The following is a 15,743-nucleotide window of genomic DNA, read 5'->3' as shown; positions in this document are numbered from 1 at the left end:
TTAATATCTAACTTTTTGTACTTCCTCCATCACACGCAGGAAGTTACCACCCCAGATTTTCTGGATGTCGTGCTCGCTGAAGCGACGGGCCAGCAATCTACGGGTAAAACTAATCAGTTCCGACGAATCGGCCAAGCCACGAACACCACCGTCGCCATCAAAGTCGGTACCAAGACCCACATGGTCGATACCCATCACATCGATGGCATGCTCTAAGTGAGCAATCACATCGTTGATGGTAGCCTCGCCATCCTTCTTCAGGAATCCGTGATAGATGGTAGTCTGTGCTACGCCACCTTTCTGTGCAAGGGCACGCATCTGATCGTCGGTAAGGTTACGAAGATGATCACAAAGCGCACGGGCCGACGAGTGACTGCAAACAATAGGTTTGCTGCTGATTTCGAGTGCCTGATAGAAACTCTCCTCGCCAGCATGACTCATATCAACCAGCACACCCAAACGGTTCATCTCCTTGATAACCTGCTCGCCGAAAGCACTCACACCATGATGCGTGTGCTGCGTTTTCGAAGCCGAATCGCAAATATCGTTATCACCATTATGACAGAGGGTCATATATACGATACCGCGATCCACAAAATGCTGCAGATTCTCCAGCTTACCGTCGATAGCGATACCGTTCTCGATACCAAGCATAATGCTCTTCAAACCCTGATGCTTGTTCATCCAGAGGTCGCGAGGTGTGTTAGCGATACGTACATAATCGCTATTCTGACCCACAATCACCTCAATCTGGTCGAAAATGCTATCGGCAAAGGCCGAAGGATTCTCGGTTGGCTGGGGCAGATAAGCCACCATGATGGTAGCATCCTGACGACCTTCGGTCATCTTGTGCAAATCTACAAGAATCTTGGGGTCGCGCTGCTCAAAGTGTATGCCCTGCGGAAAGAACATAGGTGTATCGCAATGGGTATCGAGTGTAAGCACACGATCGTGAGTGGTATGAGCTTCACGAAAACTCTTGGCCTCGTTAACCAACCACTGGAACAAAGGCAGCCCCTCTTCCAAACACTCGGGATGCCACTGAACACCCAATATCGATTTAAACTCGCTACTCTCCATCGCTTCGATGATACCATCGAGCGACTTGGCTATTACTCTAAACTTATCGCCAGTTTCGGCCACAGCCTGATGATGGAACGAGTTAACCATCACCTTGGTAGATTTATAAATATCGAACAAACTTGAATCTTCGTCGATAATCACGCTATGTGTAGGTTCCGAACGGTCGGCATCCTGCGAATGCTTGATGGTTGCCACATCGCTGATGTCCTGTGCCACCTTGCCGCCAAACGCTGTAGCCAGCGTCTGGATACCACGACAGATACCCAGCATAGGAATCTGACGGTTGTAGGCCAAACGGGCAATCAACAATTCGGGCAGGTCGCGTTCCTGATTGATACCATGCAGCTTGGGCGAAGGCTCCTCGCCTGCCCAAAGGGGATTGATATCACCTCCACCACTCAGGATAAGGGCGTCGATATGCTCTAAGGTATTTACAATTACATGCTTATCGGCCACAGGCGGAATAACAACGGGCACACCACCTGCTGCTACTACCGACTGATAATAGCCTCGACCCAACTTACATGTCAGGTCTTCGTAATTGCCAGTAATACCAATCACAGGACGCTTCTCAGCTTCTGGGAAGTGGGCATACACATCATTCAGATGCGACTGGAGTTCAAATCTGCTCATAGCTTTTTGTCTTCATCGTCGAGCACGATGGGAATCTCACGTTTCAAACTCTGTTCCAACGAGATCAATGTTTCGGTAGCAACTACGCCAGGAATACCCTGCAGCTTGCCATTCAGCAATTCCATCAGCTGCTCGTTATCCTTAGCATAGAGCTTAACCATCATCGTATAAGGACCAGTAGTGAAGTGACATTCTACTATCTCGGGGATATGCTGCAAACGCTCTACCACCTCTTTATACATCGATCCCTTTTCAAGGGTGATACCCACGTAGGTACAAGTAGAATAACCTAAACTCTTAGGATTAACATCGAAACCACTACCTGTAATCACTTCGGCATCAATCAGGTGCTGAACACGCTGGTGGATAGCAGCTCGCGATACATTACATTCTGCAGCAACATCCTTGAAAGGAATACGTGCATTCTTGGAAAGGATACTCAGAATCTTTTTGTCCAAAAAATCAATTTTTTCCATTTTTTCTCCCTTTAGTTACATTTTGTCAGCAAAATTACGCAAATTAATTGAACAATGCAACTTTTTTGAAGAAAAAATTAAAAAAGTGTGCCACTTTTGTGACACACTTGCTTATTTCTTAGCTTTTTTCGACGATTTTGCGGCCTTTGCTGGTGCAGGTTTGTCACCTACGATTCCAACAAGCTCAATATCGAAAATCAACGCGCTGTAAGGTTTTATTTGTCCGGCATCGCGACTACCGTAAGCCAGTTCAAAGGGGATATAAACCTGCCACTTTGAACCTACAGGCATCATGGTAAGTGCCTCGGTCCAGCCCTTGATTACATCAGTTGGACGGAACTCAGCAGGCTCGTCGCCATGATTTCTTGAGGCATCGAATACGGTGCCGTCGATCAGACGACCCTCGTAATGTACCTGTACCTTATCGCTGGTGGTAGGCACAGCACCTGTTCCCCGGGTAAGCACCTTGTACTGGAGTCCGCTGGGCAGTGTAATCACACCATCCTTCTTAGCATTCTCGGCCAGGAACTGACGGCCAGCCTCGCGGTTTGCGCCATAGAGTCGCTCTTCCTTCTCAGCCTTGTTGGCCTCCATCTTGGTTCTGAAGATGTTCTCGGCAGCATCTACCTTAAAGAAAGTAGTATCCTGCAGCAGGGCATCGGTAAAACCTTTGAAGAAAGCACCCGAAACCAACGAGTCGGGAGTTCCCTCAAGTTCTTTAGCCACACCAGGCATCATGCGGTCAACCAGCTGCTGAGCGATGGTGATACCCATCATATAAGCCTTCTCCTGGGGATTGTCGAGATTTCTTGAAACAGTCTCGTTAAATCCACGTACAAAATCAGCCATGTAAGCGGTATCCACCTTCTGCTGAAGCAGGAAGTTAACCAAACCCATTGTGCTACTCATACCTGCAGTATAGCTGATAGAATCAGAACTGGTAGCGAGTTTGAAAGCCTCAACAACAGGAGCCCCCTCCTTTACTACCACCTTCTTTTTCTTGGCAGCATCTACTGTAGATAAAGAAGCACCCGCCACGAGGGCGAGTGCAAATATCAATGACTTCTTCATTGTTACTTCTTAGGATTTACCTCGAGCAACTCGATCTTGAAGATCAGTGCTGAGAAAGGATCGATGTTACGCTGTGCACGCTCGCCGTAAGCCAGCTCCTGAGGAATGTAAACCTCCCAAACTGAACCAGCAGGCATGTGAGTGAGAGCCTCTGTCCAACCCTTGATAACCTGGTTGGCACGGAATGTTGTGGGCTCGCCACGCTTGTATGAGCTATCGAAGATAGTATCGTTAATCAAACGACCCTCGTAGTGTACCTTAACGAGTGAAGTATCAGCGGGGATAGCACCTGTACCCTCCTTGATAACCTTGTACTGAACACCGCTAGGCAGAGTTTTTACACCAGCCTTCTTAGCGTTGGCAGCGAGGAACTTCTCACCAGCCTCCTTGTTAGGACCATAGGTCTTTGACATCTCCTTAGCCTTGATTTCCTGAATCATGCGCTGAGCAACCATCTGAGCTGAATCAACAGTCATCAGACCCTTCTTGCCTGTAGTACCGCTGATGAAACCAGCCATGAAGTTCTTCAGAGAGATAGTCTTTGTAGAGTCATCACCGAATACCTCGTGGTTGATACCCTTGATCATACGGTTAGCAATCTGCTGACCGATCTGGATACCAGCATAGTAAGCGGCCTTCTTCTTGTTGTCGCCAGCGTTAGCACCCTCCTGCAGACCCTTGATGAACTCGGCCATGTAAGCGGTGTCAACATCCAGACTTCCTACGAGATACTCCTTCAAACCCTGAGTCTGAGCCATACCAATGGCGTAGCTCATAGTGTCTACGTCTGTCTTCAGACTTGCTTTAGGGGTAGAGTTGCCACATGCGGTGAAACCGGCAGCAGCAATAGCCATAACGGCTACGATTGATAATTTTTTCATTGCTTTCTGTTATTATTTTAAACTACTTGTATTAACTCAACATCGAAAATGAGTGCTGCGAATGGAGGAATAGAAGCACCTGCACCACCCTCGCCATAAGCCAGACGGTAAGGAATGAAGAAACGATACTTGGCACCCTCCTGCATGAGCTGCAGACCCTCGGTCCAACCAGCGATAACCTGCTGGAGTGGGAATGTAGCGGGCTCGCCACGCTGGTATGAGCTATCGAATACAGTACCGTCGATGAGTGTTCCCTCATAGTGGCACATAACGGTATCCTTAGCCGATGGCTTCTTACCGTTACCCTCTTTCAGTACCTGATACTGCAGTCCGCTGGGAAGTGTTACCACCTCAGCCTTCTTACCATTCTCGGCGAGGAACTTCTCGCCAGCCTCCTTATGTGCCTTTCCCTTCTCGGCACGCTCAGCCTGGAGCTTCTGCTCCTGCTTCTGGAAATAGTCCTGTACGATTGTCTGAGCCTCACGGTGTGAAACCTTCAGCTCGTTGCCCTTCAACACGTCGTTGATAGCCTGTGCAAAGTCCTCGGCACTGATGTTGTCAGCACCCATCTGAGCCAACTGCTGACCGATGCCCAGACCTAAAGCATAACTTAATTTATCCATTCTCTATTTATTAATAATGTGTAACGTCTAAAAAACGGCTGCAAAGTTACACTTTTTTTCTTATTCCGATGCATTATAATTGCTAAAATTTCTTTTTTATATCAGAAAAGTTGTATTTTTGCAACATCAAACTTAAAAATCATTCTTATGAAAAAGATTGTTGTCTTAACTGGTGCAGGTATGTCGGTAGAAAGTGGTCTGAAGACTTTCCGCGATGCCGATGGTTTGTGGGAGAATTATCCCGTACAGAAGGTAGCCACCCACGAGGGTTGGCTGGCCGATCCTACGCTCGTAACAAACTTCTACAATATGCTGCGTAAGAAGTGTTGGAACGTGCAGCCAAACGAGGGACATAAGTTGGTGGCCGAACTTGAGAAAAACTATGACGTAACGGTTGTAACGCAGAATGTTGACAACCTGCACGAGATGGCAGGCTCAAGTAAGGTGATTCACCTACATGGCGAACTGATGAAGGTTTGTTCGAGTCGCGATGTGGACGACCCACGCTACCAGATTCAGCTTACACCCGACAACTGCGAGATAGAACCAGGCACCAAGGCTGGCGACGGCTCGTTACTGCGTCCGTTTATCGTATTCTTTGGCGAAGCGGTGCCTAACATCACGATAGCAGCCGAAGAGGTACAGGAGGCCGACATTCTGATTATCATCGGCACCTCACTGGTGGTTTATCCTGCCGCAGGTTTGCTGCACTATGCCCGTCCCGATGTGCCCGTTTACCTTATCGATCCCAATCCCATCAACGCCGGTGGTCGCGTAACACAGATACAGAAAGGCGCTAGCGAAGGAATGAAAGAACTCGTAAAGATTCTTAGCGAATAAGGTTTTGGCACGGATTACACGGCTTTAATAAATTAAAAACACGGCTTTGGTATTGCAACTAAAGCCGTGTTTCTTTATAAAAAAGAGCCGTGTTAATCCGTGCCTATAAAATCGTTTCTTTATTTCTGGCCGCGGTCTTTGCGGATGAATTCGATAAGACGTTCTACAGCCTCTTCTTCGGGAATATTCTTCTCGATACACTCCTTGGCCTTGTAGAGCGAGATTTTACCACGTCCGGCACCTACGTAACCGTAGTCGGCATCGGCCATCTCACCAGGACCGTTTACGATACAGCCCATGATACCAATCTTCAAGCCTACCATATCCTTGGTGGCAGCTTTAATCTTGGCGATGGTTTCCTGCAGATTGTAGAGCGTACGACCGCAACCTGGGCACGAGATATACTCGGTCTTGGTAAACTTGATACGGGCAGCCTGCAGGATGGCGTCAGAAAGCTCTACCAACTTTGAACTTTGATCTTTGAACGTTGAACTGTTGATTACCAGGTTGTGGGCCTTCTTATCAATCAGCAGGGCTCCAACAGCCATAGCAGCCTTGAGCTGCAGGGTTTCCCAATCTGGAGCATCCACATCCAGCGTGATGGTATCGTCCTTGATGCTTGCCTCAGCCTTCTCGCGCAGGGCGGTACACTCAGGAATCATATCTACCAGCTTGCGAGCCACGGGGATTTCGCACTCAGGTTCCTCGCTCAATGATACACGGATGGTATCACCGATACCCTCAGTAAGCAGGGCACCAATACCAACGGCACTCTTGATACGACCGTCTTCGCCCTCACCAGCCTCGGTAACACCCAAGTGCAGGGGGTAGTGCATATCTTCCTTATCCATGGTTTTAACCAGCAGGCGCATAGTGGTTACCATCACTACGGTGTTAGAGGCCTTGATACTGATAACTACATCGTTAAAGTTCTCACGCTTAAAGATACGCAGGAACTCCATGCAACTCTCAACGATACCCTCGGGAGTGTCGCCGTAACGACTCATGATACGATCCGACAGTGAACCGTGGTTCACGCCGATACGTACTGCCGTGTGATGCTCCTTACAGATATTCAGGAAAGGCACCAGCTGCTTCTCAATTTTCTGCAGTTCGGCTGCATACTCCTCGTCGGTATATTCCAGATGCTTGAACGTACGACCTGGATCAACGTAGTTGCCAGGATTAATACGCACCTTCTCACAGTACTGGGCAGCCACATCGGCGGTATGAGCGGTAAAGTGCACATCGGCCACCAGTGGTGTATTGTAACCATCGGCCTTAAGCTGGGCCGAAATGTTCTTCATGTTCTCAGCCTCGCGGGTACCCTGGGTGGTAAAGCGAACCAGCTCGCCACCAGCGTCGATAATACGCTTGGCCTGGGCCACACAGCCCTCGGTATTATTGGTATCTACCGTTCCCATCGACTGAATGCGGATGGGGTTCTGACCGCCAATGCCGATACCGCCGACACGGGCTTCGGAAGATTGTCTTCTGCTATACATTAAAGATTAGACATTAAAAATTAAACATTAATTGGTTTTGAACTGGTATTTAATCGCGGCCAGCTCCTCGTTGGCTTTCTCGATCTTGATACGCAGATTACCTTTATAAACAGCCAGGCGCTGTGCCAACTCCTGATCGGCCAAGGCCATCATCTCGCAAGCCAGGATAGCTGCGTTCTGAGCACCGTTTACACCTACTGTAGCAACAGGGATGCCAGGAGGCATCTGGATGATAGAAAGCATGGCATCCAAGCCGTCGAGCATACCCTTGATGGGCACACCGATAACGGGCAGAGTGGTTGATGCAGCAATCACACCAGGCAGGGCAGCAGCCATACCGGCACCAGCAATAATCACCTTAATGCCACGATCCTTAGCGGTACGTGCAAACTCCTCGACAGCATCGGGAGTGCGGTGAGCCGACAGGGCATTAACCTCGAAAGGTACCTGCATCTCGTCGAGCAACTTAAACGCTTTTTCCATAACGGGCAGATCGCTTGTGCTGCCCATGATAATACTTACTAATGGCTTCATATATTTGACTATTTTACAATTTGACTATTTATAAATACAGCAGACCGAGTACGGAGCATACAAGGCCTACCAGAAACCCGGCTACCACCTGCGCAAGCGAGTGCTGGCGCAATATCATTCGACTGGTGCCTAACATGCCTGCCAGGATGAACACCAGACAGAGCCACCAGATGGGATTAAAGGCAAACAGCTCGCCAAACACAAACAGCGCGCCTGCCACACCACCGATTGCCGAAGTATGGGTTGAAATCTTCCACCACACGTTTACCAAGGCGCACACTATCTGGATGGCCAATGCAGCCGATACGATGGTGCCCATAAAGTGCGGTATGTGCAGCATGTCCATGATGTACACGCAGAAGAAGTAGCAGAGAATAGAGATAACGTAAGGCACCATACGACGCTCCTTATGTCCAAGCTCAATCAGGTTCCAGCCGTTGTACTTACGATACAGATGAATAAGCACCGTAGGCAACAGGATGGTGAAGAAATACACCAGCGTTAGCACCTGGAGCTTGTAGCCCAAGGGCATTAAGCTGAGGTAGCTCAGAAAGAAGAGCGACAGCAACCCCACGATAGGCAGGTAGAACGGTGTAAACACCATGCTCATCACCCTTGCCGTTAATATGATATTCTTTTCCCTACTCATTTTCTTAATCTTGCTATAGGAATACCCAACTGTTCGCGATACTTGGCCACGGTGCGGCGGGCGATAGGAAAGCCTTTGGCAGCAAGCTGATCTTTCAGCTGGTCGTCGCTCAGCGGCTTACGTTTGTCTTCGGCATCCACCAGGTCGCGCAGGGCAGCTTTAATCTGTCGGGTGCTCAGCTCCTCGCCACTCTCGGTAACGTAGCCGTCGCTAAAGAAGTGGCGCAAAGGGAAGGTACCCCAACGCGTTTGGGCGTATTTCGAATTGCTTACACGCGAGATGGTAGATATATCGAGTCCGGCCTTTTCGGCCACGTCTTTCAGAATCATGGGGCGCAGCGAGGCCTCGTCACCATCCAGAAAGAACTGGCGCTGCAACTGGATGATGGCGCGCATGGTAACCGTGAGTGTATGACGGCGCACTTTAATAGCCTCGATAAAGCCCTGTGCAGCATCCACCTTTTTCTTGATATACAGAAGTGCCTCCTTAGTCTGACGACTCAAGTGGTCCTTGTTCTGCTGATACTCCTGCATCGAATCTACGAACGATTGCGACACCTTGAGTTCGGGAACCTCGCCGTTGTTCAACGTAAAGGTGATGGTGCCATCATCCTGGGTATCCACAATAAAGTCGGGGGTTATCTGCTGCATACTGCGCCCCACGGTTTCGCCAAGCGATGCACCTGGACGTGGGTTCAGTTTGCGCAATTCACGGAATAGGGCCTCGGCCTGCACGTCGTTCAACTGCAAGTCGGCCTGTATCTTATCCCAATGCTTGCGGGTAAACGCCTCAAAATAATGGTTGATAACACGCTCCATCAGGTCGCGTAAGCGCGATGGGTCGCGACGCTCAATCTGTAGCAGCAAGCACTCCTGCAGCGAGCGGGCACCGATACCGGCAGGATCGAAAGCCTGCAGCATCAGCAGCACGTGTTCAATTTCCTTGTCGGTGGCATCGATATTATGATAGATGGCCAGCTCGTCGCTCACGATTGAAAGGTCTTTTCGCAGCAATCCGTCGTCGTCGAGCGAACCAATCAGATATTCCAGAATATCACGTTCCTTATCGGTCAGGTCGAGTTCGCCCACCTGTTCTTTCAACTGGTCGTAAAACGATTCGGTTTCACCGTACACCATCTCCTCGCGTTCCTCGGCATACGAGCTGCCACTCTGGTACACAGGCAGGTCTTCATCGTCACGACCGATACCACTCAGGGCCTCGTCGAGCGCACTCTGACGTTCCTCGCGCTCGCTGACAGTCTCAAAATCCTCGGCACCATCGGTATCGCCGCCACCGCCAAAATCTGTCTCCTCAGTAGCCATCGCATCATCGTCGTAGGGTTGTTCGCTCTCCAAGGCGGGGTTATCGTTCATTTCGGTGTTGATACGGTCAACTAGCTGCGTCACTGGTAACTCTATCAGCGACGATTGTAACAACTGCTGTTGGGAGAATGTCTGTCCCAGTTTCTGAAGTTGCTGCTGTTCCTGTATCTGTATATTCTCGCCTCTCACCTTAAAATTCTTGTCTCATTATTTAAAATAATCCTTCAGTTGCTCGGCATACGAAGCCAACTCCTGTGGCTCGCTATTGCCAAAGCGGCGCCATACCTGCTGACAGGCCATTGCCAAGCTTCCCTTCACCTCATCTTTGCGATTCAGGTAAGGGTCGCAATGCTGGAATGCCTCCATCACATCTACCACCTCCTGAGGTTTCAGCTTCATCATCTTGGCCAATGCCTGCACCTCGGGAGTCTCGGCAACCATCGTGATGGGGGTTAAGCGGAAGTACTCATCCAGTATCAGCACCAGCATCATAGGTGTAAGCGTGGTATCATCGGCTATGGGCTTAAATTCCTTCTCAAAACTCTCAATCGTTTCAACCCCCTCGTAAAACTCCAGGGCGTTATTAAATCCCCACATTTCGCGCAACAGGTTTACAGCCCGCTTCAGCTTGCGCGGGTTCTGTCCGTACACCTCCCAAATATGTTCGATGCGCGGTGTTTCCAGGTTGGCTATCTGGCACATTTTATTAAAGAGCTGCTGGGGTGCGATATGCAACTCCAGGCTCAAATCAATCATTGCCTTACTGTACATGGGCTTTATGCCAGTTGGTTTTTGTAGGTACAACTGCATGAGCAGTAGCCAGTATTCATCCTGCCATTTTGAGTTTTTTGCCATATTATGCGCTATTTTTTTGCAAAAATAGTGATTTTTTTGTATATTTGCACCGAAAAGGAGAAAAAACTATGAGAAAAGTGGTATTATTTGCCCTTTGGGCACTGTCGGCAGCCTCGGTGTGTGCGCAAAACGTTCGCGAAACGTTGAAACGCGATTTTTTAAAGGCGGGCAGTAACTATTATGCGTACCAGGGACCAACACGCGAACTAACACCCCCACCCTCGGGCGAGGAACCGTTTTACATCAGCAGCTATTCGCGCCACGGGTCGCGTTACCTCATCAAGGCCGAAGAGTATGATTACCCTTATCAGATACTGCTTAAAGCTGATAGTTTGGGGAAACTCACCGAGTTGGGACAGAAAGCCCTGCGACTGCTTGGCTACCTGCGCGACGATGCGAGTGGCCGCTATGGCGACCTGACGCCCTTAGGTGCCGTACAGCACCAGCAGATAGCCCAGCGCATGTTCGACCGCTTTCCAGAGGTATTCGAGGGACGCTCGGTTATCGAGGCCAAGAGCACGGTGGTTATCCGTTGTATCCTGTCGATGCAGCACGAGCTACTGCAGCTGGCCAAGAATAATCCCAAACTGATATTTAACACCGATGCCTCGCAGCACGACATGTACTACATGAACATGCAGGATTCGGTACTTTACAAGCAGCGCTATTCAAGGAAGACCCAGCAGGCCTACAAGGATTTCTGCGCCAAATACGCTATTCACAAGCCAGCCATGGGCAAGATGTTCAACGATTCGGTTTACTTTAACAGCGAAGTGGACGCCTACGAGCTTAACAAGGCCATTTTCAAGATAGCGTCGAGTGTTCAGGGTACCGAGATGCGCGAACTGTTCAGCCTGTTCGACATCTACACCCCCGACGAGCTGTATAACAACTGGCTACAGGCCAATGCCTTCTGGTACCTCAGCTTTGGCAGTAATCCTTACAACGGAGGTAAACAGCCGTTTACCCAGCGCCGCCTGCTGCAGCGTATCATCGAGGATGCCGACAGCTGCATTATCCGTCCTCACCCAGGTGCTACGTTGCGTTTCGGACACGAGACGATTATCCTGCCATTAACCTGCTTGTTGGATCTTAACGGCTATGGTCGCGAGATTCGCAATCTGGACCGTTTGGATATCGACGGTTGGATCAACTTCGAGGTATTCCCCATGGCAGCCAATATCCAGTTTGTATTCTACCGTAAGGACGAGAATGATCTTGACATTATCTTCAAGGTGTTACTAAACGAGAACGAGGCCACGCTGCCCATACCAACCGATATAGCACCTTACTATCACTATCGCGATTTCCGCGAACACTACATGAAGAAAATAAACGATTATGAGTTGAAGTTAGCCAAGTCTAAACGCTAACATCAGGCTTCCACAATACTACGTGCCCCTCGTAAAGCGATGCGGGCACGTTTATGATACGTTGGTTTGAGCTGCCACGGAACAGCAAATCAGGATCTTTCAGTCGCTCGATAAAAGGTCCGTCAACCAGCACGTCAATCTCGTATAGCAGTTCGCGCTGTGCACGTGTAATCAGTGTTTCGTAGGTAAATCCCGTATAGCACCATATATCCTTGTTGGTACGACTGTGTATGGCGCGTGCCAGTTCGGCAAATCCGTCGCACTGATACATCGGATCGCCACCCGAGAAGGTTACGTTGGCATATGGATCGGCCTCGATAATCTTCATCAGCTGCTCAGTGCTCATCTCGCGCCCACCGCCAAAATCCCACGACTGCGGGTTATGGCAGCTAGGGCACTGATGCTTACATCCAGCACAATAGATGGACGTCCGGAAACCCGGCCCGTCCACCATTGTATCTTCTATGATATCTAATACTCTTATCACTTCTGCACTTTAATCCTTAAACAGTTCCTGATCCTGAGCAGAGTGGTCGATGTGGGTTACACGATCGTTCAGCTCGGCCAGCTTGCCACTGTTCCAGCGATCGGTAGTACCTACCAGATAGCCAGTAATACGCTGCAGCTTATCAATGTTCTGGCTGCCGCACTTAGGACACTTCTCCAGATGGTCGTCAGCATTCTCGTAGCCGCAATCCATGCAGCGGTTGCGGTTGTGGTTCACACTGCCGTAACCCATATTCAGCTGGTCCATCATATCCACCACACTCATAATTACCTGTGGGTTGTGGGTAGCATCTCCGTCAATCTCTACGTAGAAGATGTGACCACCACGAGTCAGATCGTGATAAGGTGCCTCCACCTCGGCCTTGTGGCGTGCACTACACTTGTAATATACGGGCACGTGGTTAGAGTTGGTATAGTAATCGCGATCGGTTACGCCGGGCACGATACCAAACTCCTTACGGTCCTTCTTGGTAAACTTTCCGCTCAAGCCTTCGGCTGGTGTGGCCAGTACCGAGTAGTTGTGGTGGTAGCGCTCGCAGAACTCGTTAGCACGGTCGCGCATATAGGTCACAATCTTCACACCCAGTTCCTGAGCCTCTTCGCTCTCACCATGGTGCTTGCCAATCAGGGCTACCAAGCACTCAGCCAGTCCGATAAAGCCGATACCCAGTGTACCCTGGTTAATCACGCTCTCAATGCTGTCCATAGGCTTCAGCTTGTCGGCGCCAATCCACAGGCACTGCATCAGCAGGGGGAACTGTTTGGCAAAGGCTGTCTTCTGGAACTGGAAGCGGTCGTCCAACTGCTTGGCAGTAATCTCCAGCATCTGATCCAGCTTGGCAAAGAACATGTCGATACGCTTCTGCTCGTCCTGCTCCTCGCGGCACTCCAGGGCCAGCTTTACAATGTTGATGGTCGAGAAGCTCAGGTTACCACGACCGATACTGGTCTTAGGTCCGAATCGGTTCTCGAACACACGTGTGCGGCATCCCATCGTAGCCACTTCGTGCACAAAGCGCTTAGGATCGTCGGCACGCCACTCGCTGTCCTTGTTAAAGCTTGCATCCAGGTTCAGGAAGTTAGGGAAGAATCGGCGGGCTGTAACCTTACATGCCAACTGATACAGATCGAAGTTGCGATCCTCGGGCAGGTAGTTCACGCCGCGCTTCTTTTTCCAGATCTGAATGGGGAAGATAGCTGTTTCGCCGTTACCCACGCCCTCGTAGGTACTCAGCAGTATCTCGCGCATCACGCAACGGCCCTCGGCACTGGTGTCGGTACCGTAGTTGATACTCGAGAACACCACCTGGTTACCACCACGCGAGTGGATTGTGTTCATATTGTGGATAAATGCCTCCATGGCCTGATGTACACGGGCCACCGTTTTGTTGATGGCATGCTGACGGGCACGATCTCTACCCTCCAGGCCATCCAGAGGGGCCTTGAGATAGTCCATCAAAGGCTCGTCGTACAAGTCCTGCAAGCTCTCACCATACAGGTCTTCGAGTGCTTTCAGTTCCTCGATATAGCTCAGGCGCACAAATGGTGCCAGATAAAAGTCGAAGGCAGGAATAGCCTGTCCGCCGTGCATCTCGTTCTGAGCGCACTCCAACGAGATACAAGCCAGTACGCTGGCCGTCTCGATACGCTTGGCAGCACGCGAGGCACCATGTCCGGCAGTAAAACCGTTCTGCAGGATGTTGTCCAATGGGTGCTGCACGCAGGTAAGACTCTTGGTAGGATAGTAATCCTTATCGTGAATGTGCAAATAGTTATGCTCTACTGCGTTGCGACTCTCCTCGCTCAGCAGATAGTCGTCTACGAATGGCTTGGTAGTTTCGCTGGCAAACTTCATCATCATGCCCGCAGGTGTATCGGCGTTCATGTTGGCGTTTTCGCGCGTCACGTCGTTATTCTTAATATTCACGATATCCAGGAACACCTCGCGTGTCTTGGCCTTACGGGCTATCGAGCGCTGATTGCGGTAGGCGATGTATTTCTGAGCCACATCCTTACGACTCGACTTCATCAGCTCCATCTCCACCAGGTCCTGAATCTCCTCTACCGTCATCTGACTCTCGCCACGCTGGGCAATACGGTCGGTAATCTGGTACAGCAGTCGCTCGTCCTCGCCTTTGTCTGTATGTAACATGGCCTTACGGATAGCGGCCATTACTTTCTGTTCGTTAAATCCCACTATGCGCCCATCGCGCTTTTTTACAGTTTGTATCATGAGGTTCTTAATTATTTTATAGTTAATTCTTCAATGTCTCGTTAAACGCCAATGCGTACATCTTTATCTGCTTAACCATGGCCAGCAGTCCGTTGCTGCGGGTGGGCGACAGATGCTCCTTCAGTCCAATCTGCTCAATAAAATACAGGTCGGCATCCAGAATCTCCTGTGGTGTATGGTCGCTCAGCACACGTATCAGCAGAGCCACGATACCCTTTACAATCAAGGCATCGCTCTCGGCACTGAAGTGAATGTTACCATCCACCAGATCGGCCTGCAACCAAACACGGCTCTGACAGCCATCAATCAGGTTCTGCTCTGTTTTGTACTTATCGTCGAGCGACTCCTGCTCATTACCTAAGTCGATGAGTAGCTGATACTTATCCATCCAGTCGTCGAAACCACTGAACTCTTCGATAATCTCGTCTTGTATTTCGTTTATTGTCATAGCGTTTATAATTTGCCTGCAAAGTTACTAAATTTCCCCTAGCCCACCAAACATCTCCCGTATTAAATATGGTTAATATTTCGCCCCCATTTTTGTTATGTATTGATAAACAGAATCTTGCCCCGATTCCGTTTAGGCTTCACTGCAAATGTGGCTTCTTTATACGAGACGAGGGAAAAATTTCCCTGGACGATTTTGGCTCAAACTGCTACGCGCTACAGTGCTACAGTTAGAAAACAAGTTGGCGCCAAACCATAACAAGTTTCTATATTATATAATATAGATATTATTGATTGGTGCGGAATGGGATAAAAACTAACTGTAACGCTGTAGCGCGTAGCAGGGCGAAAATTTGCGGGTATTAATACTATGTCTTTTCCTGATTTTGGTTGACAGTTTATTGCTTTTTTCCTGATATAGTTGACAGTCGCTTTACTGAATAAGTTGACTCTTTACTGGAATCGTTGACACCTTTACTGAAAAGGTTGTCTTTTTCCTGAAAGAGTTGACAACTATGAAAAACACTGCGGTGGTTTGCCATGCGGCTGGAGGCGCAAAGCCTCCAAAGAGTGTCCTTCGACATTCCGCTTGCAAAGTTAGGGATTATTCTGCAAACTCTGTTCATTCTTGCGATAAATTTTATTCTTCCACATCTTTTTTTGTTCACCAGACTGCTCGTGAGCTGTATTTGGAGTCTGCATACCGATGCT

15 protein-coding genes are annotated in these 15,743 nt (G+C 49.4%); 2 read left to right on the top strand and 13 right to left on the bottom strand.

Features of this window, described 5'->3' with window-relative positions; all coding sequences use genetic code 11:
• From T500_RS0108950 to T500_RS0108930, 5 genes are all read right to left on the bottom strand, one after another.
• Nucleotides 1-1,716, bottom strand: coding sequence for a membrane dipeptidase (locus T500_RS0108950; protein ID WP_028907830.1), 1,716 nt, complete (start codon nucleotides 1,714-1,716; stop codon nucleotides 1-3).
• Nucleotides 1,713-2,192, bottom strand: a complete 480-nt coding sequence (locus tag T500_RS0108945; RefSeq protein WP_013064402.1) for an Lrp/AsnC family transcriptional regulator — start codon at nucleotides 2,190-2,192, stop codon at nucleotides 1,713-1,715. The genes T500_RS0108950 and T500_RS0108945 overlap by 4 nt, the downstream gene beginning before the upstream one ends.
• Nucleotides 2,193-2,303: 111 nt before the next feature.
• The gene (locus T500_RS0108940) at nucleotides 2,304-3,263 is read right to left on the bottom strand and encodes an FKBP-type peptidyl-prolyl cis-trans isomerase (protein ID WP_028907829.1); all 960 of its coding nucleotides are present in this window, start codon (nucleotides 3,261-3,263) and stop codon (nucleotides 2,304-2,306) included.
• A gap of 2 nt (nucleotides 3,264-3,265) precedes the next feature.
• A complete protein-coding gene (locus T500_RS0108935; RefSeq protein ID WP_013065343.1) occupies nucleotides 3,266-4,144 on the bottom strand; it encodes an FKBP-type peptidyl-prolyl cis-trans isomerase in 879 nt (292 codons plus the stop codon).
• Between the two features lie 17 nt (nucleotides 4,145-4,161).
• Nucleotides 4,162-4,767, bottom strand: a complete 606-nt coding sequence (locus tag T500_RS0108930) for an FKBP-type peptidyl-prolyl cis-trans isomerase (RefSeq protein ID WP_013063037.1) — start codon at nucleotides 4,765-4,767, stop codon at nucleotides 4,162-4,164.
• A 147-nt stretch (nucleotides 4,768-4,914) separates the two neighbouring features.
• Here T500_RS0108930 and T500_RS0108925 point away from each other — a divergent pair, with 147 nt between their 5' ends.
• Nucleotides 4,915-5,607: an SIR2 family NAD-dependent protein deacylase gene (locus tag T500_RS0108925; protein ID WP_013064206.1), complete on the top strand. Its 693-nt coding sequence runs from the start codon at nucleotides 4,915-4,917 to the stop codon at nucleotides 5,605-5,607.
• A gap of 119 nt (nucleotides 5,608-5,726) precedes the next feature.
• On the opposite strand, the gene ispG is transcribed toward T500_RS0108925, so the two are convergent.
• From ispG to T500_RS0108900, 5 genes are read right to left on the bottom strand one after another with little or no spacing between them, the layout of a single operon-like run.
• On the bottom strand, nucleotides 5,727-7,112 hold the full coding sequence (ispG, locus tag T500_RS0108920) for a (E)-4-hydroxy-3-methylbut-2-enyl-diphosphate synthase (RefSeq protein ID WP_013064623.1): 1,386 nt from the start codon (nucleotides 7,110-7,112) through the stop codon (nucleotides 5,727-5,729).
• Nucleotides 7,113-7,139: 27 nt separating this feature from the next.
• Nucleotides 7,140-7,646, bottom strand: coding sequence for a 5-(carboxyamino)imidazole ribonucleotide mutase (gene purE / locus T500_RS0108915; protein WP_013065668.1), 507 nt, complete (start codon nucleotides 7,644-7,646; stop codon nucleotides 7,140-7,142).
• 28 nt (nucleotides 7,647-7,674) lie between these two features.
• Nucleotides 7,675-8,295 (bottom strand): phosphatase PAP2 family protein, encoded by a 621-nt coding sequence (locus T500_RS0108910; RefSeq protein WP_033150472.1) that lies wholly within the window; start codon nucleotides 8,293-8,295, stop codon nucleotides 7,675-7,677.
• Nucleotides 8,292-9,806, bottom strand: a complete 1,515-nt coding sequence (gene rpoN, locus T500_RS0108905) for an RNA polymerase factor sigma-54 (RefSeq protein ID WP_028907828.1) — start codon at nucleotides 9,804-9,806, stop codon at nucleotides 8,292-8,294. Before rpoN ends, T500_RS0108910 begins: the two co-directional genes overlap by 4 nt.
• Nucleotides 9,807-9,824: 18 nt before the next feature.
• On the bottom strand, nucleotides 9,825-10,472 hold the full coding sequence (locus tag T500_RS0108900) for a hypothetical protein (RefSeq protein ID WP_028907827.1): 648 nt from the start codon (nucleotides 10,470-10,472) through the stop codon (nucleotides 9,825-9,827).
• A 68-nt stretch (nucleotides 10,473-10,540) separates the two neighbouring features.
• Here T500_RS0108900 and T500_RS0108895 point away from each other — a divergent pair, with 68 nt between their 5' ends.
• Nucleotides 10,541-11,845, top strand: a complete 1,305-nt coding sequence (locus T500_RS0108895) for a histidine-type phosphatase (RefSeq protein ID WP_028907826.1) — start codon at nucleotides 10,541-10,543, stop codon at nucleotides 11,843-11,845.
• On the opposite strand, the gene nrdG is transcribed toward T500_RS0108895, so the two are convergent.
• The 3 genes from nrdG to T500_RS0108880 are packed head-to-tail and all read right to left on the bottom strand — an operon-like array spanning nucleotide 11,835 to nucleotide 15,033.
• Nucleotides 11,835-12,332 carry an anaerobic ribonucleoside-triphosphate reductase activating protein gene (gene nrdG / locus T500_RS0108890; protein WP_028907825.1) on the bottom strand — a complete coding sequence of 166 codons (498 nt, stop codon included), beginning with the start codon at nucleotides 12,330-12,332 and terminating at the stop codon, nucleotides 11,835-11,837. The two genes, T500_RS0108895 and nrdG, sit on opposite strands and share 11 nt — an antisense overlap.
• 9 nt (nucleotides 12,333-12,341) lie before the next feature.
• Nucleotides 12,342-14,585: an anaerobic ribonucleoside triphosphate reductase gene (locus T500_RS0108885; protein WP_028907824.1), complete on the bottom strand. Its 2,244-nt coding sequence runs from the start codon at nucleotides 14,583-14,585 to the stop codon at nucleotides 12,342-12,344.
• Between the two features lie 22 nt (nucleotides 14,586-14,607).
• A complete protein-coding gene (locus T500_RS0108880; RefSeq protein ID WP_028907823.1) occupies nucleotides 14,608-15,033 on the bottom strand; it encodes a SufE family protein in 426 nt (141 codons plus the stop codon).
• Nucleotides 15,034-15,743: the final 710 nt, after the last annotated feature.

Source organism: Xylanibacter ruminicola Ga6B6, from assembly GCF_000687715.1.
Taxonomy (GTDB): Bacteria; Bacteroidota; Bacteroidia; order Bacteroidales; family Bacteroidaceae; genus Prevotella; species Prevotella ruminicola_B.
Note: the sequence above shows the minus strand (reverse complement) of the source record. Positions and strands in the feature narration are given on the sequence as shown.